Genomic DNA, 24,961 nt, shown 5'->3' with positions numbered 1-24,961 from the left:
TCCAAGGATATTCCGTGAAATTCAACAAGAAACACTGGATCGCGCTGGCGATCGTCGGCGTGCTGCTGCTGGGCCTGATATTCGCCGCCTACCGCGTGCTGCATCAGAGCAATGGCCGCGCCGAGCGGCTGGACCTGGGCAGCGAGCAGAATCGCCGGCTGGCCGCCGAACTGATGGACAAGCTGTACGGCCATGACGCCTACGACGGCAAGCAGCATTGCTGGGCCAATAACGACAGCGACGCCGACTACTGCATGAAGCCCGTGCAGCTGGACCGCGTCGACAGCGCCGCCGGCCCGCGCCTGTATCTGCTGGCCGGCGCCGACGGCCACACTGTGCAAACCGAGACCGGCGGCCTCGATCTCTGGAGCGCGCTGGGCGCGGCCATCGCCAATGGCGACAGCCATGAACTGATCGCCAGCACCCGGATGGTGTCCTTCATCGACGACGCCCGCAAGGCGCCGTCCGATGTCCGGCTGCTGCAGTTGAATGGCAAGGGCGACATGGGCTGGTTGCTGGAGGGCATGACGAGCCGGCGCGGCGAGCCGCTGCTGTTGGCCGCGCGCAAGGATCAGATCGAGAACATCGGCGGCGAGCTGTTCGGCAAGCTGCCGAGCGATGCCGAGCAGCGTTTCGACTACCGCGTCGAAGCCGGATCCGGCGACGGCTATTATCCGTTGCAGCTGAGCGTCGGCGGCGACAAGCAACGCTACCGTTTCGTCTTCGACGACAAGACCGGCCTGTATCAGTGCGCCGATGACGACTGCCGCCAGCGCTGGCAGAGCTGGTCCGACGCCGGCAATGACACTTCCGCGCAGAACGATGACAGCGGCGACGAAAGCGGCGATGAGAGCGCGGCGGCCAACCAGCCGCCGGCCGACGCCAACGCCGCCTTGTTCGACGACGGCAACAAGCTGTCCGACGCCGATCTGAAGGACGTGCTGGCCGCGCTGGGCGCGACCTATGTGGTCAAGGACCAGGACACCTGGGGCTTTGTCACCGAGCAGTGCCGGACGCCGTTCCGCCTGAGCGGCTCCTATGGCAAGACGCATGACGAGGACCACAACGAGATCTGGATCCGCGGCGGCGACAGCTGCACCTCCGGCGCGACCGGCCAGAGCATCTGGACTTTCGATCGCGACGACGACGGCCATCTGCGCGTCAGCCTGGGCGTGCCGGCCACCAAGGTGGTGGTGGTGACCGACGGTCCGAACAGCCCGGACGACAATCCGCGCAACGACATCCGCCTGTCCGGCAACGGCTTCTGCGAATCGCTGTGGCGCTGGGACGGCAAGCAGTACCAGCGGCTGCGCAACGAGGCCACCCAGCCCGGCGGTTGCGACCGCGAGCCGGCGGCGCAGCAGTAAGCGCTCCTGAGTGCGATAGGAAACGGCGGCTTAGGCCGCCGTTTTCGCATTCGGCTTTGCAGCGCGGGCCGAATCCGGCAACATCGGCGCGACTTTCCTTTTCCCGATGAGCGATGACTGAAGCGCAATCCTCCACCCGGCTGATCTGGCGGCTGCGCCTGGCCGAATCCGGCGTCCAGCTGCAACCACTGCTGCAAAGCGCCGGCCCCGACGGCTGGAGCCGCGGCCGCGCCTGCGCGCTGGCCGGCCTGCTGCGGGACGAGGCGGCGGCGGTGCGTCCGCACGATCTGCCCTTGCTGAAACCGTTGCTGGCGCTGTGGCAGGCGCATGACGGCGATGCCGGCCTGATCGACGCCGCGCCCTTGCTGCCGGCCTTGGTCGACCATCCGCTGTTGTTCGACGCCGACGCGCCGGCGCGGCGCATCCGCGTCGAAGCCGGCCAGCCGGCGCTGCAGATGGAGCGTGTCGGCGCGGAGTTGCGGCTGAAGCTGCTACCGGAAGGCCTGGCCGGCTGTGGCGGCGTGTTGTGGCGGCGGCCGCAGCCGGAGCGGCTGCTGGTCTACCAATTGACCGATGAGTTGAAGGCGCTGGCCGATCTGGTCGGCCACGGCCTGACCGTGCCGTGGCAGGCGCGGCAGCGGGTGCTGGAGGCGATACGCGACGTCGCGCCCGGCTTGCCCTTGGTGGACGCCAGCCCGCAATTCGACGCGGCGCTGCCGAGCGAGGCGGCCGATGCCACGTTATACGCCTTGTTGACCCGGCAACCGGAAGGCTTGCGGCTGCAGTTGAAGGTCAAGCCGCATCCGACTGCAGCCTGGAGCGCGCCGGGCCGCGGCGCGGCCGGGCTGGTGCTGGACGTCGACGGCGAATACAGGCAGTTCATCCGCGATCTGGCCGACGAGGCTGCCCGGCTGCGCGCGCTGCGCGAGGCCTGCCCGGCGATAAGCCGCGGCCAGCGCGACGGCGACGGCTGGCTGTTTTCAGACCAGCACTCGGCCTTGTCCTTGCTGGCGCAGTTGCAGGCGGCCGGCGAGGAGCGCGTCGCCTGCCTGTGGCCGCACGGCGACAAAATCCGCCTGACCGCCGCCGACGGCATGCCGCAGCTCAAGCTGAAAGTGAAGCGGCGCGGCGGCTGGCTGCAGGCAGACGGCGAACTGGAGCTGGACGATGGCCGCATCCTGACGCTGCGCCACCTGCTGGCGGCGCTGGCCAACCAAAAGGGCAAGTATCTGCAGCTGTCCGACGGCGACTGGCTGGCCTTGTCCGGCAGTCTGGGCGAACGCTTGGGCGAGCTGGCGCGGATGGTGGACCACGCCGGGCCGGACGGTTTGGCGATCAGCCCGCTGGCCGGGCCGCGCTTGCAGGCGCTGGGCGAGGAGGCTGGGCAGTTCGACGGCGACGACGGTTGGCAGCGACAGGCGGCGCGCTGGCGCGAGGCGGCTGTTTTCGATCCCCAGGTCCCGGCGACGCTGAACGCCACGCTGCGGCCTTACCAGCTGCAAGGCTTTGCCTGGATGGCTAGGCTGGCGCATTGGGGCATGGGGGCGTGCCTGGCCGACGACATGGGCCTGGGCAAGACGGTGCAGACGCTGTCGCTGCTGCTGACCCGCGCCCATCTGGGTCCGCAGCTGGCGGTGGCGCCGACCTCGGTGGCGCTGAACTGGCTGGCCGAGACCGCCCGTTTCGCGCCCAGCCTGCGTTTGCGCGCCTATCATCAACAACGGCGATTGGACGATATCGGGCCGGGCGACCTGGTGGTGGTCAGCTATGGCCTGCTGCAGCGCGAGGCCGAGGCGTTTGGCGACGTGCATTGGGCGTCGGTGGTGCTGGACGAGGCGCAGGCGATCAAGAACCCGCAAAGCCAGCGCGCCCAGGTGGCGCAAAGCCTGCGCGCCGATTTCCGCCTGGCAGCCAGCGGCACGCCGGTGGAAAACCACCTGGGCGAGTTGTGGAGCCTGTTCCGCTTCATCGCGCCGGGTTTGCTCGGCAACCTGGCGCAGTTCGAGCAGCGCTACGCCCAGCCGATCGCCGACGGCGACGAGGCCGCCCGCGCGCAGCTGAAGGCCTTGATCCAGCCCTACCTGCTCCGCCGCACCAAGCGCGAGGTGCTGACCGAGCTGCCGCCGAAGACCGAGACCACGCGCCTGATCGAGCTGTCCGAGCCGGAGCGCCACGTCTACGAGGCGATGCGGCAGGAGGCCTTGGCCCGCGTGGCCGAGGCTGATCCCGCAGCCGGCGGCCAGACCATGCAGGCGCTGGCCGAGCTGACCCGGCTGCGGCGCTTCTGCTGCCATCCCAAGCTGGTACAGCCGGACAGCGCGCTGCCGGCCAGCAAGCTGGCGGCCTTCGCCGACATTTGCGAGGAACTGCTGGACAACGGCCACAAGGCGCTGGTGTTCAGCCAGTTCGTCGATCATCTGGCGCTGGCGGCCGAGCACCTGCGGCAGCAAGGCGTCCGCTTCCATTATCTGGATGGCAGCACGCCGACCAAGCAGCGCAAGGCCAGCATGGACGCCTTCCAGGCCGGCGACGGCGATCTGTTCCTGATCAGCCTGAAAGCCGGCGGCACCGGCCTCAACCTGACGGCCGCCGATTACGTGATTCATCTGGATCCGTGGTGGAACCCGGCGGTGGAGGACCAGGCGTCCGACCGCGCCTACCGGATGGGCCAGCGGCGGCCGGTGACGGTGTACCGGCTGGTGGCGGCCGGCACCATCGAAGAGAAAATCGTCGAATTGCACCGCGACAAACGGGCCTTGGCCGACAGCCTGCTGGCCGGCGCCGACATCAGCGCCCGGCTGGACGGCGAGGCCTTGCTGGCGCTGCTGCGCGGCGATGCCGGCTAGGGGGGGCCGGCGGCAGCGCTTCCCCATCGTCGGCTATCCTGCCCGCCCCGCCGGTGCCGGCAGATTGGCGGCCGGTGCCGGCGCGCCGCCCTGGCGCGTCGCCAGCCAGGCCCCCAGGCTGACGCAGACCAGGCCGGCGGCCAGGTAGCCGGTCAGCGGCTCGCCCAGGATGGGCACCGCCAGCAGGCCGGCCAGCAGGGGAATCAGCGCGAACAAGGCGCTGACGCGCACCGTGCCTAGGATGGCGCTGGCGCGCAGATACAGCAGCATGGCGCCGATGGCGGCGCCTGCGCCCTGGTACAGCGCCTGGAAGGCCAGCATGCCCCAGGAGGCCTCGGCCAGGTGCTTGGGCAGGAGCAGCGCGTAGATCGGCAGGTAGATCAGCGCCGCCAGGATGGTGATGGCGCGCGTCAGCGGCCAGGGCTGGAAGCCCCAGCGCCGCGCCAGCACGCCGAAGCTGGCCCAGCAGAGCGAGGACAGCAGCAATAGCACGTCGCCGGGTAGGGTATGGCCGCCGGCGTCGCCGAACATCGGCGCCGCGCTGATCGCCAGGCCCAGCGCGATCAGCGCGTAGCCCGGCAGCTTGTGCCGCTGCACAGCCTCGCCGGCCAGCAGCCAGGCGAACGCCGCCGACAGGAATGGCTGCAGGCCGGGCAGCAGCAAGCCGCCGTGCGCCGCCGGCGCGTATTTGAAGCCGCAATAGGCGAAAACGCTGACGCCGAGGCCGCCCAGCAGGGCGAGCAGCCACTGCCTGGGGTCGCGGACGGCGCCGCGCGGCAGGCCGCCGTAGGCCAGCAGGATCAGCGCGGCGGTGCCGACGCGCAGCGCCAGGATGTCGGTGCCGGCCAGCGCGCTTTTGCCCGCCAGGCGGGAGACGATGTTGAAGCCGGTCCAGATGGCGACGGCGCCGGCGGCTGCCAGATAACCCTGGCGGGAAGGGGAGGAAGGCATCATGGGCTCCTGTGTTCGGATACCCGGATGCTAGTCCGCTTCAATAATCAGGAAAAATGAATTATTCTGATTAAAATAATCTCCAGGAGAGAATGATGGAGCTGGACGAGTTGCGCATTTTCCAGGCCGTGCTGCAAGAAGGCGGCATCACCCGCGCCGCGCAGCGGTTGAACCGGGTGCAGTCCAATGTCACCACCCGGCTGCGCCAGCTGGAAGACAAGCTGGGAGTGGAACTGTTTCTGCGCGAAGGCAAGCGCCTGCTGCCCACCGACGCCGCCCACCGCCTGGGCGGCTACGCCGAGCGCCTGCTGGCGCTGGCCGAGGAGGCGCGCCAGGCGATGCAGGACCAGACCCCGCGCGGCCAATTGCGGCTGGGCGCGATGGAAAGCACCGCCGCCGCGCGGCTGGCGCCGCTGCTGGCCGACTACCATCACTGTCATCCGGAAGTGCGGCTGGAGCTGCAGGCGGGAGAGTCGCGCGCGCTGCTGCACGCGGTGCTGGACGGCAAGCTGGACGCGGCGCTGGTCAGCGGTCCGGTCGACGACGACAGGCTGGAGCAGACGGCGGCGTTCGAGGAAGAAATCGTGCTGGTGGCGGCGGCCGGCCTGGCGCAGCTGTCATTGCATTTCCTGGCCGACTCCACGCTGCTGACCTTCGGCAGCGGCTGCGCCTACCGCCAACGGCTGGAACACTGGCTGCGGCGCCAGGGCGTGCAGCCGCGGCGCATCGTGGAGCTGACTTCCTACCACGCGATGCTCAGCTGCGTGGCCAGCGGCATGGGGCTGGCGATGGTGCCGCGCAGCCTGCTGGACTGCATGCCGCAGGTGGCCGGACAGGTGTCGGTGCATGCGCTGCCGGCCGACCTGAGCCAGGCGCGGACGGTGCTGATCCGCCGCCGCCAGTGGCGCCAGCCGGCGCTGGACGCGTTGCAGCGGATGCTGCAGGAAAAATACCAATCGCCTAAGCCAGTTGAGGAATTTCCATTTATTTCAAATAGTTTGTAATAAGAAGTTATTTATTGAAATTATTTTCATATTAAAGCATTTATCTGAATTTCATATTCCTCCCGTATGATGCGCGGCGCTGCGATGAGGCAGCCATAGAACAACAGAAATCATCCGGGAGAAAACATGAAGAAGACGATCGCGCTGCTGCTGGCCGCGGGCTGCGCCGCCAGCAGCGCCGAGGCGCTGGCCTGGGGCCAGGAGGGCCACCGCGTCACCGGCTACATCGCCCAGCAGCTGCTGAGCGCGCCGGCCAAGGCGGCGGTGGACAAGCTGATTCCCAACGCCGATTTCGCCCAGCTGGCGCTGTACATGGACCAGCACAAGCAGGAGTTGAAGCAGACTCTGCCGGGTTCCGACCAGTGGCACTACAACGACGAGCCGGTGTGCGCCGGCGTGACCGAAGACGAGTGCCCGGACGGCAATTGCGCGGCCAACCAGATCGAGCGCTACCGCCAGGTGCTGGCCGACAAATCCGCCGCCAAGGCCGACCGCGCGCAGGCGCTGACTTTCCTGATCCACATGGTCGGCGACATCCACCAGCCTTTGCATGCCGCCGACAACCTGGACCGCGGCGGCAACGACTTCAAGGTGCAGCTGCCGGGCAGCAAGAAGGTCAGCAATCTGCACTCGGTATGGGACACCGCGCTGGTGCAGCAGCAGTTGAACGGCGCCAATGAAAAGACCTGGGCCGCCGCCGATTTGCAGCGCTATCAACGCAATGTCGCCGGCTGGCAGAGCGGCGGCGTGATGGATTGGGTGCATGAATCCAACCAGTACGCGCGCGCTGACGTCTACGGCCCGCTGTCCGGCTTCGCCTGTGGCGCGTCGCCGGCCACGCCGGTTTACCTCGACAACACCTATCTGCGCGCCGGCGGGCTGCTGGTGGAGCAGCAGCTGGCCAAGGCCGGCGCCCGCATCGCCGCGGTGATCAACCAGGCGCTGAACTGAGCGCGCGCCCGGCTCCCCGCTGGCAGGCGGCGGGCCGGGCCATCTGACGCCGCGCATTTCCGCGCTGGCCGCTATGCACTAAGATGACGGCCTCAGGAGGAAATATGTCGCTCAATCTCGCCGATGTCCGATTGGAATACTCGAAGAAGGAATTGTCGCCGGAAGACTGCCTGCCGGATGCGATGGCGCAGTTCGAGGTGTGGCTGAACGAGGCGCTGACCGCCCAGGTGCCGGAGCCGACCGCGATGAACGTGGCCTCGGTGGGCGCCGACGGCCGTCCGGCCTCGCGCATCGTGCTGCTCAAGGGCGTGGAGAACGGCCAATTGCTGTTCTACACCAATTATCTCAGCCGCAAGGGCCAGCAACTGGACCACAACCCGCATGTGGCGCTGGCCTTTTTCTGGCCGGAGCTGGAGCGCCAGGTCCGGATTGAGGGCACGGTGGCGCGGGTGGCGGCGGAGGTGTCGGACGCCTATTTCGCCAGCCGGCCGTACACCAGTCGCCTGGGCGCCTGGGCCAGCGAGCAGAGCAGCGAAATCGCCTCCAAGGCGGTGCTGGTCACCCGGGCGGCGATGTTCGGCGCGCGCCACCCCATCAATGTGCCGCGCCCGCCGCACTGGGGCGGCTACGCGGTGACGCCGGAGCGGATCGAGTTCTGGCAGGGCCGGCCCAGCCGCCTGCACGACCGCGTGGTGTACACGCTGCAAGACGGCGGCGGCTGGCAGCGCTCCCGCCTGGCGCCCTGACTTCTCCCCTTCCCCAGATATCCCGCGCGGGCCGGTTTTCCGGCCCGTCTTCGTATCCGGCGGCCGCTTCAAAGACAATTGTCATGTTTTTACAACAAATGTTCGGCAATAAGAACAATCTGGAATTATATCGTTAATTTTCATTTTTCCAGATGGCCTCTGCAGCACAGAAACCTAGCCACAGCAATTGATCCAGTACAGGCAAGCATCCTAGACCCATCTGCAACTGCTAGAAAGTACAGATGAATGTGGCGAAGAAAATTCCAATACATAATTTATGCACTTGGGATTGAATGGGCCAGGATACTGCCAGCAGCATCCTTCCTGTTTGCGACTACCTGGCAGGGTGTCGCGGCGGATCCCTCCTTCCCGGTGCTAGCCGCAGACGCGCCCCGGATTCTTTTCCCTGGGTGGCGAGCCTGGCAGCAGGGCGATGCGCACGACTCCCGCAAGAGGCGTCGGCGACCATACACCGCCCGGGCGGCCCAGGTTCTCCCTTCGTCGCGCCGCTTGTCCGGCGCAGTGACGACAACCCGTCCAGGACCCGCGCTTCGGCTCAGTTGCCGCCGGCCATCAGCTGGCGGCGTCGCGCGGGACGCACCCCGTCCCGCCTTGCCTACATTTGGAGTCCGTGATGAGAAAACAGCAATTGATGTTGCGTGGTTTGGTCCTGTCCGCCCTGGCTGTGTTCAGCTCGGCGGCGCTGGCGGCCGAGCGTATCGACCTGGAAAAGCTGGGCAAGATCCAGGCCAACGGCGCGGTGGCGTTCACCGGCGTGAACCAGGCTGATCTGAAGCCCCTGCGCAGCACCCAATTCGCCACCGGCAAAGTGGTGACCCGCTTCCAGCAGTACTACCAGGGCGTGCCGGTATGGGGCGAAGCCGTGGTCGAGGAAAAACAGGCCGGCGCCGTGGCCAAGACCAGCGGCAAACTGTCCGGCCAATACATCGCCGGCATCCAGTCCGACCTGGCTTCCGCCAAGCCGACGTTGAGCAGCGCCCAGGCGTTGAGCCAGGCCAAATCGCTGAAGGCCAACGGCAATCCCACCTACAACGAGAAAGCCGACCTAGTGGTGCGCCTGAACGAGCGCAACACCGCCCAGCTGGTCTACCTGGTGTCCTTCGTGGTCGACGGCAAGGAGCCCAGCCGCCCGCACCTGATCATCGACGCCAACAACGGCCAGGTGCTGAAGCAGTGGGAAGGCCTGAACCACGCCGAAGCCAACGGCCCCGGCGGCAACGCCAAGACCGGCAAGTATGTCTACGGCACCGACTACGGTCCGCTGATCGTCACCAGCGATTGCAAGATGGATAGCGGCAACGTCGCCACCGTCAACCTCAACGGCGGCACCAGCGGCACCACCCCGTACAAGTTCGCCTGCCCGACCAACACCTACAAAGCGATCAACGGCGCTTACTCGCCGCTGAACGACGCGCACTACTTCGGCAACGTGGTGTTCAACCTGTACAAGGACTGGTTCAACCTGAAGCCGATCAACCAGAAGCTGCTGATGAAGGTGCACTACAGCCGCAACTACGAAAACGCGTTCTGGGACGGCACCGCGATGACCTTCGGCGACGGCGCCAGCACCTTCTACCCGCTGGTGTCGCTGGACGTGTCCGCGCATGAAGTCAGCCACGGCTTCACCGAGCAGAACTCCGGCCTGGTCTACGACGGCCAGTCCGGCGGCATCAACGAGGCATTCTCCGACATGGCCGGCGAAGCCGCCGAGTACTACATGAAGGGCAAGAACGACTTCCTGGTGGGCGCGGAAATCTTCAAGAAGACCGGCGCGCTGCGCTACTTCGCCGATCCGACCAAGGACGGCCAATCGATCGGCAACGCCAAGGACTACTACGACGGCCTGGACGTGCACTATTCCAGCGGCGTGTACAACAAGGCCTTTTACCTGATCGCCACCAGCCCGAACTGGAACACCCGCAAGGCGTTTGAAGTGTTCGTCGACGCCAACCGGCTGTACTGGACCGCCAACGCCACCTACAACAGCGCCGCTTGCGGCGTGGTCAAGGCGGCCGACGCCCGCGGCTACAACAGCGCCGACGTCACCAAGGCCTTCACCGCAGTCGGCGTGACTTGCAAATAAGCCGCCGCCCGCGGCAGGGCGGCCCCGTTCGGGGCCGCCGCCAAAATAGCCGTACCGGCGCCGAGAGGCGCCGGCCCTCGCTCGGGAGTCCCATTATGTTGAAACTGCGTCAAAGCGCTCTGCTGGTCCTGCTGGGCCTGGCCGGCGCCGCCCAGGCCCAGCCGGTCTGGATTTCGGTAGGCGATCAAGGCTATCAGCTGCTGCGCAAGATCGATGCCGGCGCCAAGAGCCAGGAAAGCCGCAAGCTGGCGGCCGACGGCCGCCTCGCCAAGGGCGCCGCCGCCGGCGAAACCGTGCACCTGGTGCAGGTGGACGACGCGCTGCTGCCCCAGCTGTCCGACGCCATCCATGAAAACCTGCGCCACTGCGGCGGCTTCATCGTCCACGGCAGCCTGAAGGAGGCGCGCGCCGCGCTGAACGGCCCGGCCGCGCCGCTGGCCGCCCTCGCCGCGCCGAGCTATGCGATAGACAACCAGGCCACGGTGAACAAGCTGCTGCCGCAGCTGCAGGACAGCAACATCCTCGGCACCATCCAGTCGCTGTCGGGCTACCAGAACCGCTTCTACACCACCAGCCACGGCGTCAACGCCTCCAACTGGATCGCCAGCCAATGGAAGCAACTGGCCGGCAGCCGCAGCGACGTGACGGTAGAGCAGTTCAGCCACGCCGGCTGGCCGCAGAAATCGGTGATCCTCACCATCAAGGGCACCGACAACGCCGCCGAAACCCTGGTGCTGGGCGGCCACCTGGACTCCACGGTCGGCAACGGCACCGGCGAAAACAGCCGCGCGCCCGGCGCCGACGACGACGCTTCCGGCGTGGCCAGCCTGACCGAGGTGGCGCGCGTGCTGCTGGCCAGCAACTACCAGCCGCGCCGCACCATCAAGTTCATGGCCTACTCGGCGGAAGAAGTCGGCCTGCGCGGCTCGTCCGACATCGCCAAGCGCTTCAAGCAGCAGCAGGTCAAGGTGGTGGGCGCGTTGCAGCTGGACATGACCAACTACCAGGGCGACGCGCAGGACATCTTCCTGTTCACCGACTACACCAACGCCGCGCAGAACACCTTCCTGGCTAACCTGGCCAAGGTTTATCTGCCCAACTTGAAGGTGGCTTACAGCCAGTGCGGCTACGCTTGCTCCGACCACGCCTCGTGGAACGCGCAAGGCTATGCGGCGTCGTTCCCGTTCGAGTCCAGCTTCAACAACTCCAACCCCTACATCCACAGCGGCAGCGACACGCTGGCCAGCTCCGGCAACCAGGCGCGCCACGCGCTTAAGTTTTCGCAGCTGGCGCTGGCCTACGCGGTGGAGCTGGGCAGCGACGGTCCGTCCGCCAAGGGGGCCAAGGCGGCGAGCCTGCGCTGAGCGCTTCTCCGTCCGGGCGCCAGCCAGCCATGGGGCCGGCGCCCAGGATTCGGCCGCGGTTCCCGCTGTGGGCGGGACCGCGGTCTTTTTTCGCCGCTCAGCCGGTGTTGCGCAGGCCGGCGGCGGTGCCGTTGATGGTCAGGTGGATCGCGTGCAGCGTGTCCTCATCCTCCGGCTCGGCGCGCAGCCGGGCCAGCAAGTCGATCTGCAGCAGGCCTAGCGCGTCCAGATAGGGCAGCCGGGTTTCCAGGCTGCGGCGCAGCGTCGGATTGGTTTCCAGCAATTCGGTCTGGCCGCTGATGGCGTAGAAGGCGTCGTGGGTTTTCTGCCATTCCGCCTCTATCATGCCGAACAGCCGCTGCGCGAGCGCGGGGTCCGCCACCAGGCCGGCGAAGCGGCGCGCGATTCCCAGGTCGGCCTTGGCCAGCACCTGTTCCATATTGGACAGCATCACCTGGAAGAACGGCGAATGGCGGTACAGGCTTTGCAGCCGCGCCAGCCCGGCGTCGCCGTGCTTTTGCACATAGGCGGCCACCGCGGAGCCGACGCCGAACCAGCCGGGCAGCATCAGCCGCGATTGCGACCAGGAAAACACCCAGGGAATCGCGCGCAGATCGGCGATGGCGGCCAGGCTCTTGCGCGAAGCCGGCCGGCTGCCGATGTTCAGCTTGGCGATGGCGGCCACCGGCGTCGCCTCCAGGAAGTACTGCATGAAGCCCGGCGTCTCCACCAGCGCGCGGTAGGCGGCGAAGGCGGTGGCCGACAGCTCGTCGAAGGCCTGGATGTCGGTTTCGCCGCCGGAGACATGGCCCAGGCTGGCTTCCAGCGTCGCCGCCACCAGCGCCTCCAGGTTGCGGCCGGCGATGGCCGGGTCGGAGTATTTGGCGGTGATCACCTCGCCCTGCTCGGTGATGCGGATGCGGCCGGCCACGCTGCCGGCGGGCTGGGCGACGATGGCCTCGTACGACGGCCCGCCGCCGCGGCCCACCGAGCCGCCGCGGCCGTGGAACAGCTGCAGCCGCGCGCCGGCCTCGGCGAACGCCTTCACCAGCCGCGTCTCGGCCTGGTGGAGCTGCCACTGGCTGGTCAGGTAGCCGCCGTCCTTATTGCTGTCGGAATAGCCCAGCATCACCTCCTGCACCCGCGCGCGGCTGTCCAAGAGCTGCTGGTACCAGGGCAGCGCGAACAGCGCGCGCATCACCGTCTCGCTGTTTTCCAGGTCGGCGATGGTCTCGAACAAGGGCACCAGGTTGACGCTGGCGCGCGGCGCGCCGTTTTCCAGCCGGATCAGGCCGGCCTCCTTGCACAGCAGCGCCAGCGCCAGGATGTCGCTGACGCTGGCGCAGTTGGAGATGATGCACTGGCCGATGGCGTCGACGCCGAATTCGCGCTGGATCGCCGCCGCCTCGCGGAAGATGGCCAGCTCTTTCTCGGTGGTTTCGCCGTAGCGCAGGTAGGGCGAGAACAGCAGCCTGGGCGTCGCCAGTTCGCGCGTCAGCGCCCGCACCCGCGCGGTTTCGTCCAGCGCCTGGTACTCCTCCAGGCCGGCGGCGCTGAACAGCTCGGCCACCGCGCTTTCATGGACGGCGGCGTGCTGGCGCAGGTCCAGCGGCATCAGGAAGAAGCCGAACACGTCGACGCTGCGGATCAGCCGCGACAGGCGGCCCTCGGCCAGCAGCGCGCTGCCGTGCGCGTGCAGCGAATCGGACAGCGCGGCCAGGTCCGAAGCCAGCGCCCGGTGGTCCGGGTAAGGCGCGCGCTCGTTCCAGCGGCAGTTCAGCTCGATACCGCGCAGCCGGGCGCTGGCGCGCAGCCGGCCCTGCATGGTGGCCAGCGCGCGGCGGTAGGGCTCCTCGCTGCGGCTGACCGCGCCGTCCGGCGAGTTTTCCGCCAGCGCCAGCACCGCTGCGCTTGCCGTCACCAGCCGCGACGACATCGACAGCTCGCGGTACAGGCTCTTCAACTCCTGCAGATAGTATTCGAACGCCTGCTGCGCCTGGCGCGTCACCGCATGGCGCAGCAAGCCGGCGTCGACATTGGGGTTGCCGTCGCGGTCGCCGCCTATCCAGCTGCCGACGCGGACGAAGGAGAGCAGACACGGCGCCTCGCCCCACAACTGGCCGATTTCGCGCTCCAGCCGCTGGTACAGCGCCGGCAGCGCTTCGAAGAAGGCCAGCGGGTGGTAAGCGACGCCGTTGGTGATCTCGTCGCGCACCGTCATCTTGAAGTGGCGGATTTCCGAGGTTTGCCACAGCGCCAGGATCGCCCGCTTCAGTTTGGCCTCCAGCGCTTCGCGCTCCTCCGGCGTCAAGTCGGCGGCGTTGAGCTGGGACAGGAAGCGGCGCACCGCGCGGTGGCCGTCCAGCACGCTCTGGCGCTGCACCTCGGTGGGGTGGGCGGTGAGGATGGCGCCCACTTGGGCATGGCTGAGCAGCTGGTGCAGGCTATGGAAGCTGACGCCGTCCTGGCGCAGCTTGTGCAGCGCGCGCGCCAGGCTGCCCTGCTGCGGCAGCGAACCGGCCAGCTGGTGGGCGCGGCGGCGGCGGTTGTGGTGCAGGTCTTCCGCAATGTTGAACAGCTGAGCGTACAGGCCGCAGGCGCGCAGCAGCGAGGCGGCGGCTTCCGGCGCCAACTGCGGCAGCGGATGGCTGCGCTCGTCGCCGCGGCGCTGGGCGATGGCTTGCACCGCGCCGTACACCACCGGGCCTTCCTGTTCGTTGACCACCTCGGACAGCAACCGGTCCAGACAGGCCAGGTCGGCCCGCAGCGGCAAATCCTTGTCGTGTTCGCTCGTCATCTTGTTCGTCCCTAGTTTTCGACTTGTCAGGAATGGCCGCCGCCGCGACGGCCATTCCTCACCTGTCATAACCGGATAATCATCATAAGCAGCTTCCACGCCGTAGTGGCGACACTACGGCAATTTCCGCGTTTGCGCCTTGATCTTGCTGCGTCGCAACAACAAGCGCGCCAAGTCCCTGCCGGCGTCGTGGTAGAATCTGCGCCTGATTTCACCCCTTTCGATGGGACCCGGTTTCATGGACAAGATCGTCATCGCCAGCCGCGAAAGCCGGCTGGCCATGTGGCAGGCCGAACACATCCAGGCCCGCCTGCAAGCGCTGTATCCGCACCTCGCGGTGGAAATCCTGGGCATGACTACCCAGGGCGACCAGATCCTGGACCAGACGCTGTCCAAGATCGGCGGCAAGGGCCTGTTCGTCAAGGAGCTGGAGCAGGCGCTGCTGGATGGCCGCGCCGACCTGGCGGTGCACTCGCTGAAGGATGTGCCGATGACGCTGCCGGAAGGGTTCGAGCTGGCCGCGGTGTGCGAACGCGAAGACCCGCGCGACGCCTTCGTCTCCAACCGCTTCCACAGCCTGTCCGAATTGCCGGCCGGCAGCGTGGTGGGCACCTCCAGCCTGCGGCGCGAGGCGCAGCTGCGCGCCCGCTTCCCGCAACTGACGGTGAAGCCGCTGCGCGGCAATGTGCAAACCCGGTTGAAGAAGCTGGACGACGGCGAGTTCGACGCCATCATCCTGGCGGCCGCCGGCCTGAAGCGGCTGGGTCTGGCCGAGCGCATCCGCGGCGAGCTGGCGCCGTCGGAGAGCCTGCCGGCGGCGGGCCAAGGCGCGCTGGGGATCGAAATCCGCGCCGGCCGCGCCGATCTCATGGCGCTTTTGGCGCCGCTGAACCACCCGGCCACCCGCGCCTGCACCGCCGCCGAGCGCGCGTTGGCCAAGGAGTTGGGCGGCAGCTGCCAGGTGCCGCTGGGCGCTTTCGCTACTCTGAATGAGGGCACGCTGACGCTGGGCGGCCTGGTCGCGCATCCGGACGGCTCGGTGGTGCTGACCGCCAGCGCTAGCGCGCCGGCCGACTACGCCGAGGCGCTGGGCCGGGCGGTGGCGAAGAAACTGGTGGACGACGGCGCCAAGCCGCTGATCGCGGCGGTGTTGGCCGAACCGCGCTGAGGGCGGAACCACGACATTCAAACGGAGGGGCTGGCATGGAGCACTGCATCGCACTGATACGCGGCATCAATGTCGGCAAGGCCAAGCGCATCGCGATGGCCGATCTGCGCCAGCTGGCCGCCGACCTCGGCGGCCAGGACGCGGTCACCCTGCTCAATAGCGGCAACCTGTTGTGCCGCTACCCATCGCCGGCCAGGCTGGCCGCCGATCTCGAGGCCGGCATCGCCGGCCGTTTCGGCTTCTCTGCGCGGGTCATCGCGCTGGGCGCCGACCTCCTGCCCGCCATCATCGCGGAAAACCCGCTGCGCGACATCGCCAGCAATCCCTCCCGCTTGCTGGTGGCCTTCAGCTCCGCGCCGGCGTCGCTGGCGGCCTGCCGCGATCTGACCGAGCGGCAGACCGGCACCGAGCGCCTGGCGCTGGGCAATCACGCCGCGTATTTCTGGAGCGCGGACAGCATACTCGACAGCAAGCTGCTGCAAGCTTTCAGCCAGCGCACCGGCGACAGCGTCACCACCCGCAACTGGGCGACGGTGCTCAAGCTGCAACAGGCGCTGGCGCGATGACGCGCGTCCTGGTGGCCAGGCCGCGGAGCCAGGCCGCCGGCCTGCTCGCGCGCCTGCGCGCCGAGGGCTGGCAGGTCGGGCATCTGCCGCTGCTGGAGCTGGCGCCGCTGGCCGCCGGCCTGGCGGCATTGCCGGCCCAGGCCGCCGGCGCGGACGCGCTGTTCTGGGTCAGCCCCGGCGCCATCGACATCGGCTGGCCGGCGCTGGCGGGACAGAATCTGGCCGGCAAGCGGCTGGCCTGCGTCGGCGCTGCCAGCGCCGAGCGGCTGCGGGCGCTCAGCGGCCTGCCGGTGCTGCATCCGCGCGACGGCAGCGACAGCGAAGCCTTGCTGGCCCTGCCGGAGCTGGCCGAAGTGCGGGGCCAGCGCTGGTTGATCGTCCGCGGCGAAGGCGGCAGGGCGCTGCTGGCGCAGACCTTGGCCGCGCGCGGCGCGGCGGTGGCGCTGGCCGAGATCTACCGCCGGCTGCCCGGCGCGCCCGACTGGGACGACTTCGACGCCGCGCCGCCGGATGCCGTCGTCCTCACTTCAGGCGAAATGGTAGAGCAATTGTTCCGACTGGCTGGCCCGAGCCGGGCGGGGACGCTACAATGCCTGCTATATTGCGTGCCGCATCCGCGCATCGCCGAGCGCCTGGCCGCGTTCGGCGCGACACGCATCGTGACAACCCGGGCCGACGATGCCGCACTGGTCGCCGGCCTCAAAGAATGGTTCCGTCGTCACCCATGAGCGAATCCCAGATCAACGAAGCCATCCAGGCGCCAGCGCGCCCGGCCCGCAAACGCCCCGGCCTCGCGCTGTGGCTGGCCGCCGCCGCCCTAGGCGTCGCCGGCTGGCAGTTCTACTCCACCCAGCAGCAGCTGGACTCCATGCGCCAGGAACTGGCGCGCCGCCTGGCTGAAGGCAGCGGCGCCGGCAAGGAGCAGCGCGCCATCGCCGAGCAGGCGATGCTGGCGGCGCGCGCCACCGACGGCAAGCTGGCGCTGGTGGAGGCGCGCGTCAACGAGGCCGCCGGCCAGTACGCGACCCTCAACGGCATGTACCAGGAGCTGACCAAGAACCGCACCGACTGGCTGCTGTCCGAGATCGAGCACACGCTGGCCATCGCCAGCCAGCAGCTGCAGCTGGCCGGCAACGTGTCGGCGGCGGTGTCGGCGCTGGAGATGGTCGACGCCCGCCTCGCCAAGTTCGACCGGCCGCAGCTGATAGGCGTGAAGAAGGCGGTGGCCACCGATCTGGAAAAATTGAAGGCGCTGCCCTATCTGGACAGCGTCGGCCTCACCGTCAAGATCGACCGCCTGATGCTGGGGGTGGACTCGCTGCCGTTGGTGGTGGACGCGCATCGCCTGGGCGGAGCCCGCGGCGCGCATCCGGCGGCGCTGCCGGCCACTGCGCCGTGGTGGGAGCGGCTGTCGGCTGAGATCAGCGCCAGCCTGGGCGAGCTGATCCACATCCGCCGGATGGACAAGCCGGAGGCGTTGCTGCTGTCGCCGGAGCAGGCCTTCTTCCTGCGCGAAAACCTGAAGATGCGCCTGCTGGACGCGCGCCTGGCGCTGTTGCAGCGCGACGGCAAGACCTATGCCGCCGACGTCGCCGCCGCGCGCAGCTACGTGCAGCGCTATTTCGACCGCGACGCCGCCGCCACCGTCCAGTGGCTGGCGACGCTGGGCGAGCTGGAAGGCGCGCCTCTGGACATCAGCTTGCCGGACATGGCCTCCAGCCTGAAGGCGGTGCGCGATGCCCAGGGCGCCAGCGGGGAGTAAACGGTGAGATTCGCATTGTGGATTACCGGCCTGTTCGCGCTGGCCGTGCTGGTGGGGCTGGCCTCCACCCTGAATACCGGCTACGCCATCCTGTTTTTGCCGCCGTACCGGATGGAAGTGTCGTTCAACCTGATGATCGTGCTGGTGATCGCGCTGATCGTCGCCACCCACCTCGTCTTGCGCCTGGTCGCGCTGGCCACCGACCTGCCGCGCCAGGTGCAGCGCTTCCAGCGCCAGAAAAAGTTGAAAGCCGCCCGCCACGCGCTGCGCGAAGCCGGCATCGCCTTCTTCGAGGGCCGCTTCCAGAAGGCCGAGCGCGAGGCCGCCAAGTCGCTGGGCGACGAGTACGCGCCGGAGAACCGGGCGCTGGCCTTGCTGATCGCCGCCCGCTCCGCCAGCGCGGCCGGCGCAGGCGACAAGCGCGACGACTACCTGGGACAGCTGGACCAGCTGCCGGAGCGCCTGCAGCTGGCGCGCCACATGCTGGACGCCGAGCTGAAGCTGGAAGACAAGGACGCGTTGGGCGCGCTGGCCGCCATCGAGCGCGCGCGCGCGCTGTCGCCGAATCTGACCAACGCGCTGCGGCTGGAATTGAAGGTGCGGCTGTTGCAGAAGCAGCCCGAGGCCATCCTCAGCTTGACCGAAAAGCTGCTGAAGGCCGACGCGGTCGAGCCGGAGCAGGCGCGCCGCTACCGCTTGGCCGCCTACCAGCAGCAGCTGGCCGGCATGCTGAGCGAGCGCGAGGTGCGCGACTGGCTGCGCCGCATCCCGGAAGCCGAGCGCGGCAACCCGCAGCTGCTGCAGCAGGTGGTCAAGCATCTGATCAAGCTGCAGCAGTACGACTACGCCGCCACCTTGCTGGCCGGCGCGCTGGCCAGCGACGAAATGGAGCTGCCGGAACTGTCGCGCGAACTGGGCCAGCTGGCCAGCCATCTGAGCGTGGAGAAGCGGCTGGAGCTGCTGAAGGACGCGGAGAATTGGCTGAAGCTGCGGCCGCGCGACCACTGGCTGCTGCTGGCGCTGGGGCGCCTGGCGCAAGCGCAGCAATTGTGGGGCAAGGCGCAGAACTATCTGGAAGCCAGCGTTTCCATCCAGCCCACGCTGTGCGCGCATGCCGAATTGGGGCGGCTGTTCGAGGCCACCGGCAAGGAGGAGCTGTCGCAGCAGCATTACCAGAAGAGCCTGGAAATGGCGCTGAACCAGGGCTATTGATCCCTTCCGGCCATTGCCGCGATGCCGCCCGCCTGATTGGCTGGCGGCATTTTTCATGGCGGATCGGGGCGGCGCGGCAAAAAAAATCGGACTCCGCGGGGAGCCCGTTCATGCCAACGTGGACTGGCAACAACAAATCGATACGAGAGTGCGGACAAACATCCTGTCAGACAATAAGGATGCCGAGCGGCGAAAGCTGTGCCAGAATCAACCATTATGCATGGTTGGCGTGAGCCCTATGCATACCGGCTGCCGTCGCCATGTCGCCGCAGCCTGCGGCAACACTCGTCCCAGCATACGTGGTGGCGCGGTTTTGCACAAAGCAGTTAATCTCATGAAAACTATGAAGAAAAGGCATGTAACAGCATGAAGCTGCCTCCGCTGAATGCCCTGCGCGTGTTTGTCGTCGCCGCCGAACACCTGTCGTTCACCCGCGCCGCGGCCGCGCTAAGCCTGACCCAGGGCGCGATCAGCCGCCATGTGCAAACATTGGAAGAGTACTACGGCGCCACGCTTTTCACCCGCCAGGCCCGCGGCCTGGCGCTGACCGCCGAGGGCGAGGCGCTGCTGAAGCCGGCGCGCGAAGCCTTCCAGCTGCTCAACGAGGCGAGCGAGGCGTTGCGCTTGCGCCAGAGCGACCTGCGGGTGCGGATGCCGCCGACGCCGGCGATGCGCTGGGTGCTGCCCAACCTGGCCGATTTCCAGGCGCGCCACCCGGAGTACACGCTGCATCTGCTGACCCAGCTGATCCACAACAAGCCGTTCAACCGCGCCGAGTACGACCTGGCGGTGGTCGGGCTGTCCAGCCCGGAGGCCGCCGCCGATCTCAGGCTGGAATGCATCTGCCGCGAAAAGCTGATCCCGGTGTGCTCGCCCAGCCTGCTGGCCGGCAAGCATCCGCTGCACACCCCGCAAGATCTCAAGCACCACACGCTGCTGCACCCATGGCGCGACCAGAACACCTGGAAGCGCTGGCTGAAGCTGGCCGGCGTTTCCGGCGTCAACCCGGAGAGCGGCGTCACTTTCGACGCGCTGGAATACGCGCTGCACGCGGCGGTGACCGGCATGGGCGTCACGCTGGCGCAGGCATCGATGGTGACCCAGGACCTGGACAGCGGCCGGCTGGTGATTCCGTTCGACACCGTGCTGGAAACCGAGTGGGCCTACTACCTGGTCTACCCGCACGAACTGGCCGAGCTGCCCAAGGTGCGCGCCTTCCGCGACTGGCTGGTGGGCACCGTCGCCCGCAGCGAGGAAGCCAGCTGGCTGACCCGCCAGGGATACTGAGCGCCCGTCACATTTCTTAACCATCGCGGTTTGGACAGCCCGGCGGCTGTTCGGCAAAATGATTGACATAGCAACTATTGCCTTGTCAATTATGAATGCCCCCTCTCCTTCTCCCGCCGACATCCAGGCGCTGGATTTCCGCCAGCGCCTGCTGGCGATGCTGGGCCTGTGCTGCGTGCTGATCATGGTGGCGCTGGACCAGACCGTGGTCGGCACCGCGATGCCGACGGTGGTGGCCGACCTGCGCGGTTTCGCGCTGTATGCCTGGGTCGGCACCGCCTACCTGCTGACCTCGGTTATCACCGTGCCCATCTTCGGCAAGCTGGGCGATGACCACGGCCGCAAGCCCTTCGTGCTGACCGCCATCGTGCTGTTCACCGCGGCCTCGGCGCTGTGCGGCCTGGCGCAGGACATGCTGCAGCTGGTGCTGGCGCGCGCGCTGCAGGGCGTCGGCGGCGGCATGCTGGTGGCCACCACCTTCGCCAGCGTGCCCGACCTGTTCCCGCATACCCGCGAACGCTTGCGCTGGCAGGTGATGCTGTCGGCGTCGTTCGGCCTGGCCAACGCCATCGGCCCGTCGCTGGGCGGCTTCCTCACCGAATACCTGGGCTGGCGCTGGGTATTTTTCGTCAATTTGCCGGTCGGCGCGGTCAGCCTGTGGTTCGTCTGGCGCTACCTGCCGGTGATCCGCCATGCCGCCCAGGCGCCGTCCAGGCTGGACTGGCAGGGCGCGGTGTTGATCGCGCTGTTCCTCGGCTCCCTGCAGCTGGCGGTGGAGTGGCTGCCGCAGCACAAGTCGCCGTGGCTGCTGGCGCTGCTGGCCGCGTTGAGCCTGGTTTCGCTCGCGGCGCTGATCTGGTGGGAAAAACGCAGCCCCAACCCCTTGCTGCCGCCCAGCATGCTGGCGCATCCGGGCCTCGCGCCGCTGTTCGGTCTGTCGCTGCTGATGGGCTTCGGCATGTTCGCGGTGATGTATTACGCGCCCTTGATGTTCCAGGCCGGCTTCGGCCTGTCGCCCAACCACGCCGGCATCCTGGTGACGCCGCTGGTGGTGTTCATCACCATAGGCAGCATGCTCAACGGCCGCATCGTGCAGCGCTTGCGCCGCCCCACCCGGCTGCTGAGCGTCGGCTTGCTGATGTTCGCGCTGACGGCGGCGCTGCTCAGCCAGGCCGGCCCGGCCACCGCCCACTGGCTGATCATCGCCAATATGGTGATGGGCGGCCTGGGCCTGGGCCTGCTGATGCCCAATCTGACCATCTTCGTCCAGCAGCTGGCGCCGCGCCGGCAGCTGGGGGTGTCGACCGCCATGCTGCAATCGACGCGGATGGTGGGCGGCATGCTGGGCACCGCCGTGATGGGCGCGGTGGTCAGCCACCAGTTCCAGCTGGGCGTGGCGGGCATGCTGGCGGCCGGCCACGCGCAAGCCTGGCTGCACTGGCTGGGCGATCCGCAAACCCTGCTCAACGCCGACAGCCTGGCGCAGTTCCGCCATGCCGCCGCCGCGGCCGATCCGGAGCGGCTACTGGCCGCCACCCGCCAGTTGCTGGTGGACGCCATCCATGTCAGCCAGTGGCTGGTGGCCGGCGGCCTGCTGCTGGGCCTGTGGCTGGTGCGCAAGGTGCCGGCCATCACCCTGTCGTCCGCCGCCGCGCCGCGGGAGCCGCAACATGACTGAAACCACGCCCAATCTGTTGCAGCAGCTGGGCCGCAGCAGCCGCGCCATGTACGGCGCCTTCGAAAGCCGGGTCGGCCACGCGCTGCCGCGCTGGCGCATCCTGAAATCGCTGGAGGAGCTGGAAGTGGCCAGCCAGAAGCAGCTGGCCTGCCATTTGCAGATGGACCCGGGCGCGTTGACCCGCCAGCTGAAGCTGCTGGAGGCCGACAAGCTGGTGCGGCGCGACACCGACCCGTCCGACAATCGCCAGATCCGGGTGACGCTGGACGAGGCCGGCCGCGCGCTGCTGCTGGCGGCCGCGCCGCAGCGGCAGGCCTTCTTCGCCCAGGCGCTGGACGGGATAGACGCGGAGCGGCTGGCGACGGCGCTGGAGGTGCTGCGGCAGCTGGAGGCGCGCTTTCGCGCGATGTCCGCCGCGGGCGCGGACTAGCCTGTGGAGCGGTCCTGCTCGTCGTCGGCGATCACCATCCGGTTGCGCCCCTGCTGCTTGGCGCGGTACAGCTGGCGGTCGGCCGCCTCCACCAGCTGGCGGCTGTCCGGGGTTTCGCGCGGCAGCACCGCGGCGCCGCCGATGCTGATGGTGACGATGGCGGAAATCGCCGAGCCGACATGGGGCAGCTGCAGGTCGCGCACCGCTTCCAGCACCGCCTCGCCGACGCAGGCCACCCCCTCCTCGGTGGTGTCCGGCAGCAGGCAGACGATCTCCTCGCCGCCGTAGCGCGCCACCAGGTCCTGCGGCCGCCGCACGCTGCTGCGGATGGCCTGCGCCACTTCGCGCAGGCAGTAGTCGCCGCTGACGTGGCCGTAGTGGTCGTTGTATAGCTTGAAGTAGTCGATGTCTATCATCAGCATGCCGAGCGAGGTGCCCAGCCGGCGCGCGCGCCGCCACTCGCCGTCCAGGCTTTCCTCGAAGCTGCGGCGGTTGGCGATGCCGGTCACCGGGTCCACCCGCGACAGCGCCAGCACTTCGGCGTGCGATTGTTCCAGCGCCAGCGTGCGGATGCGCACCTGCTGCTCCAGCTGTTCCTGCTGGCGCCCCAGCTCCAGCTTGATCCGGCGCTGCTCGCTCATCAGCGCGCCCACGCATAGCGACACCACGGTCAGGATGCCGACATAGGTCTGCACGATGATCAGCGTGCTGTAGGCGGAATAGCCCAAGTAGGGGCCGCCGCCGTGGCGGGTGCCCCACAGCGCCAGCGCCATGATCAGCAGCAGCGCCAGCACCACCTCGCGCGGGGTGAAGCGGAACGCCGCCCACGCCACCAGCGGCAGCACCAGCAGGTCCAGCGGATAGGTGGTGTCCATGGTCGGGTGCCACCAGACGAAGATGCTGGCGGTCAGCAGCGTCACCATGCCGAAATAGGCCAGCATCTCGTACCAGGTTTCGCGCTCTACCCGCGGCCAGCCGTGCTGGTGCAGGATCAGGAAGGCGCTGCCGAACAGCAGCACGCCGCAGCCGGCGCTCAGCCAGCGCAGACAGCATTCCATCACCAGCAGCTTTTGCGGCAGCAGGCCGCACAGGTACAGGCTGGCGACGGCGATCAGCGCGCCCAGCAGCGTCATCGCCGCCACGATGACGAAATACAGCAGGCAATGGCTGAAGCTGTCCAGCGGGTTGCCGCGGCCGATATGGCGCCGCACCAGCCAGGCGCCCAGCAGCGTTTGCGCCAGCACGCCGGCGGCGATGCCGCTGGCCGGCTTCAGCCAGCCTATGCCCGCCACCAGCCCATGCCACTGCCAGCCTTCGGCCAGCAAGGCCCCCAGCAGCACCCCAGGCCAGACCCGCCAGCCCAGCAGCAGCACCGCCGCCAGCGCCAGGCCAGGCTGCGGCCACACCACGCTGTCCATCTCCAGCTCCAGCATCAGCCAGTGGTCGCCCAGCCAGGCGGACGCGAAATACAGCGCCGCCACCAGCGCGCAATTCAGCCAGTTGGGGAATGCAGGAATAGCGGAAAGGATGCCGCGCATGTAGTGCCCTCTGCGAACAGACCGCGGCCGCGGTCCAGCGGGCCAGCCGGGTGGCGTTGGATACCAGGACTGCGCCCTACTGTCATCGTAGTTGGCGAAGCCGGCCGACGCAGCCAGAAAAAAAGCCGAAGCATGGCTTCGGCCTGTTTTCGCGTCCACGCGGGCGGGCGGATTACATCTTCACGCCCAGCTCGCGCAAGCGTTCGTCCAGGTAGCTGCCGGCGCTGTGGCGGTCGGACAGCACCACTTCCGGGCGCGGGTGCAGGAACAGCGGCAGCGAGACGCGGCTCTTCTTCGCGCCCTCGCCGGTGGGGTTGACCACGCGGTGCTGGGTGGATGGGTAGAAGCCGGCGGAGGCTTCCTGCAGCATGTCGCCGATGTTGACCACCAGGGTGCCGAAGTCGCAGGGCACGTCGATCCAGTCGCCGTTCTTGTCCTGCACCTGCAGGCCCGGCTCGTTGGCGGCCGGCAGGATGGTCAGCAGGTTGATGTCGCCGTGGGCGGCGGCGCGCAGCGAGCCGGCCGGCTCCTCGCCGGTCAGCGGCGGGTAGCGCAGCACGCGCAGCAGCGTCTGCTGGCTGTCTGCGATCATATGCGACAGCGGTTCGCGGTAGTTGGCGGCGATGGCGGCCGGGGTGTACTGCTGCACCCAGGACAGCAGCTCCTGCGCCAGCTGGTTGGCGATGGCGTAGTAGCGGTCGGCGTCGGCCTTCAGCGCGGCCGGCACGCGGCCCCACGGGTAGATGTGGAAGTATTCCTTGATGTCCTTGAGCGTGGCGCCCTTGGCGGTTTCCGACACTTCCGGCGAGAACCAGCCGTCCTGCTTCTCCATCGAGAAGGCGTAGTCGAACTTCTCCTCGCTGTTGAAGAAGGCCAGCCATTCGGCGTAGATCTTCTCGACCAGGTCTTGCGGGATGGGGTGGTTGGTCAGCACGCCGAAGCCGGTTTCGTGCAGAGAACGGGTGAACTGTTCCGCGGCGTCCGGGGCGCGGTAATCGACAACTCTGACGTTCATGGGGCGGTTTTCCTGATGAACCCGGCGCCGCCATGCAATATCGGGGCGGTCGCCGGCCGCGCGCATTGTAACGGCTAAATTACAGGCGGCCAAGCCGCCGGCATGCCGACTGTTGGAAAACCGCCCGGCGCCGGCGCGCTTGCGCGGCAATGGAAATTCAGCGTTTTCCGGCAGG

At 68.0% G+C, this 24,961-nt stretch carries 19 protein-coding genes; 15 read left to right on the top strand and 4 right to left on the bottom strand.

Annotated elements, in window-relative coordinates; genetic code table 11:
* The first annotated feature begins 14 nt into the window (after positions 1-14).
* Both U6115_RS00945 and U6115_RS00940 read left to right on the top strand, forming a co-directional pair.
* Positions 15-1,367, top strand: coding sequence for a hypothetical protein (locus U6115_RS00945; protein ID WP_043572930.1), 1,353 nt, complete (start codon positions 15-17; stop codon positions 1,365-1,367).
* Positions 1,368-1,480: 113 nt separating this feature from the next.
* Positions 1,481-4,213, top strand: a complete 2,733-nt coding sequence (locus tag U6115_RS00940; RefSeq protein ID WP_052257939.1) for a DEAD/DEAH box helicase — start codon at positions 1,481-1,483, stop codon at positions 4,211-4,213.
* A 33-nt stretch (positions 4,214-4,246) separates the two neighbouring features.
* Here U6115_RS00940 and U6115_RS00935 read toward each other — a convergent pair whose 3' ends face one another.
* Positions 4,247-5,167: a DMT family transporter gene (locus U6115_RS00935; RefSeq protein ID WP_052257938.1), complete on the bottom strand. Its 921-nt coding sequence runs from the start codon at positions 5,165-5,167 to the stop codon at positions 4,247-4,249.
* A gap of 89 nt (positions 5,168-5,256) precedes the next feature.
* Here U6115_RS00935 and U6115_RS00930 point away from each other — a divergent pair, with 89 nt between their 5' ends.
* From U6115_RS00930 to U6115_RS00910, 5 genes are all read left to right on the top strand, one after another.
* Positions 5,257-6,168: a LysR family transcriptional regulator gene (locus U6115_RS00930; protein ID WP_052257937.1), complete on the top strand. Its 912-nt coding sequence runs from the start codon at positions 5,257-5,259 to the stop codon at positions 6,166-6,168.
* Between the two features lie 126 nt (positions 6,169-6,294).
* Complete coding sequence (locus U6115_RS00925; protein ID WP_052257936.1) at positions 6,295-7,119, top strand: S1/P1 nuclease; 825 nt, start codon at positions 6,295-6,297, stop codon at positions 7,117-7,119.
* A gap of 104 nt (positions 7,120-7,223) precedes the next feature.
* Positions 7,224-7,865 (top strand): pyridoxamine 5'-phosphate oxidase, encoded by a 642-nt coding sequence (pdxH, locus tag U6115_RS00920; RefSeq protein WP_043572928.1) that lies wholly within the window; start codon positions 7,224-7,226, stop codon positions 7,863-7,865.
* 634 nt (positions 7,866-8,499) lie between these two features.
* Positions 8,500-9,969: a M4 family metallopeptidase gene (locus tag U6115_RS00915; protein WP_043572925.1), complete on the top strand. Its 1,470-nt coding sequence runs from the start codon at positions 8,500-8,502 to the stop codon at positions 9,967-9,969.
* Between the two features lie 95 nt (positions 9,970-10,064).
* A complete protein-coding gene (locus U6115_RS00910; protein ID WP_043572920.1) occupies positions 10,065-11,333 on the top strand; it encodes a M28 family metallopeptidase in 1,269 nt (422 codons plus the stop codon).
* A 97-nt stretch (positions 11,334-11,430) separates the two neighbouring features.
* On the opposite strand, the gene ppc is transcribed toward U6115_RS00910, so the two are convergent.
* Positions 11,431-14,130, bottom strand: a complete 2,700-nt coding sequence (gene ppc, locus U6115_RS00905; RefSeq protein WP_043572917.1) for a phosphoenolpyruvate carboxylase — start codon at positions 14,128-14,130, stop codon at positions 11,431-11,433.
* A gap of 238 nt (positions 14,131-14,368) precedes the next feature.
* Here ppc and hemC point away from each other — a divergent pair, with 238 nt between their 5' ends.
* From hemC to U6115_RS00865, 8 genes are all read left to right on the top strand, one after another.
* Positions 14,369-15,298, top strand: coding sequence for a hydroxymethylbilane synthase (gene hemC, locus U6115_RS00900; RefSeq protein WP_043572914.1), 930 nt, complete (start codon positions 14,369-14,371; stop codon positions 15,296-15,298).
* Positions 15,299-15,333: 35 nt separating this feature from the next.
* A complete protein-coding gene (locus tag U6115_RS00895; RefSeq protein WP_043572912.1) occupies positions 15,334-15,864 on the top strand; it encodes a DUF1697 domain-containing protein in 531 nt (176 codons plus the stop codon).
* On the top strand, positions 15,861-16,592 hold the full coding sequence (locus U6115_RS00890) for a uroporphyrinogen-III synthase (protein ID WP_043572910.1): 732 nt from the start codon (positions 15,861-15,863) through the stop codon (positions 16,590-16,592). The genes U6115_RS00895 and U6115_RS00890 overlap by 4 nt, the downstream gene beginning before the upstream one ends.
* Entirely contained in the window at positions 16,589-17,626 is a 1,038-nt protein-coding gene (locus tag U6115_RS00885) for a uroporphyrinogen-III C-methyltransferase (RefSeq protein ID WP_043572908.1), read from the top strand. Before U6115_RS00890 ends, U6115_RS00885 begins: the two co-directional genes overlap by 4 nt.
* A gap of 3 nt (positions 17,627-17,629) precedes the next feature.
* On the top strand, positions 17,630-18,838 hold the full coding sequence (locus U6115_RS00880; protein ID WP_043572905.1) for a heme biosynthesis protein HemY: 1,209 nt from the start codon (positions 17,630-17,632) through the stop codon (positions 18,836-18,838).
* Positions 18,839-19,204: 366 nt separating this feature from the next.
* Positions 19,205-20,125: a transcriptional regulator GcvA gene (gene gcvA / locus U6115_RS00875; RefSeq protein WP_043572902.1), complete on the top strand. Its 921-nt coding sequence runs from the start codon at positions 19,205-19,207 to the stop codon at positions 20,123-20,125.
* A 91-nt stretch (positions 20,126-20,216) separates the two neighbouring features.
* Positions 20,217-21,803, top strand: coding sequence for an MDR family MFS transporter (locus U6115_RS00870; RefSeq protein ID WP_043572899.1), 1,587 nt, complete (start codon positions 20,217-20,219; stop codon positions 21,801-21,803).
* Positions 21,796-22,233: a MarR family winged helix-turn-helix transcriptional regulator gene (locus U6115_RS00865; protein ID WP_043572897.1), complete on the top strand. Its 438-nt coding sequence runs from the start codon at positions 21,796-21,798 to the stop codon at positions 22,231-22,233. The genes U6115_RS00870 and U6115_RS00865 overlap by 8 nt, the downstream gene beginning before the upstream one ends.
* On the opposite strand, the gene U6115_RS00860 is transcribed toward U6115_RS00865, so the two are convergent.
* Together U6115_RS00860 and U6115_RS00855 are read right to left on the bottom strand one after the other, a co-directional pair.
* Positions 22,230-23,771 carry a GGDEF domain-containing protein gene (locus U6115_RS00860; protein ID WP_052257935.1) on the bottom strand — a complete coding sequence of 514 codons (1,542 nt, stop codon included), beginning with the start codon at positions 23,769-23,771 and terminating at the stop codon, positions 22,230-22,232. The two genes, U6115_RS00865 and U6115_RS00860, sit on opposite strands and share 4 nt — an antisense overlap.
* 172 nt (positions 23,772-23,943) lie before the next feature.
* Positions 23,944-24,786: an isopenicillin N synthase family dioxygenase gene (locus U6115_RS00855; protein WP_043572894.1), complete on the bottom strand. Its 843-nt coding sequence runs from the start codon at positions 24,784-24,786 to the stop codon at positions 23,944-23,946.
* Positions 24,787-24,961: the final 175 nt, after the last annotated feature.

The sequence above is a fragment of the Chromobacterium subtsugae genome (assembly GCF_035919665.1).
Lineage (GTDB): Bacteria > Pseudomonadota > Gammaproteobacteria > Burkholderiales > Chromobacteriaceae > Chromobacterium > Chromobacterium subtsugae.
The sequence above is the reverse complement of the archived record's forward strand: the minus strand, read 5'-3'. Positions and strand labels throughout refer to the sequence as shown.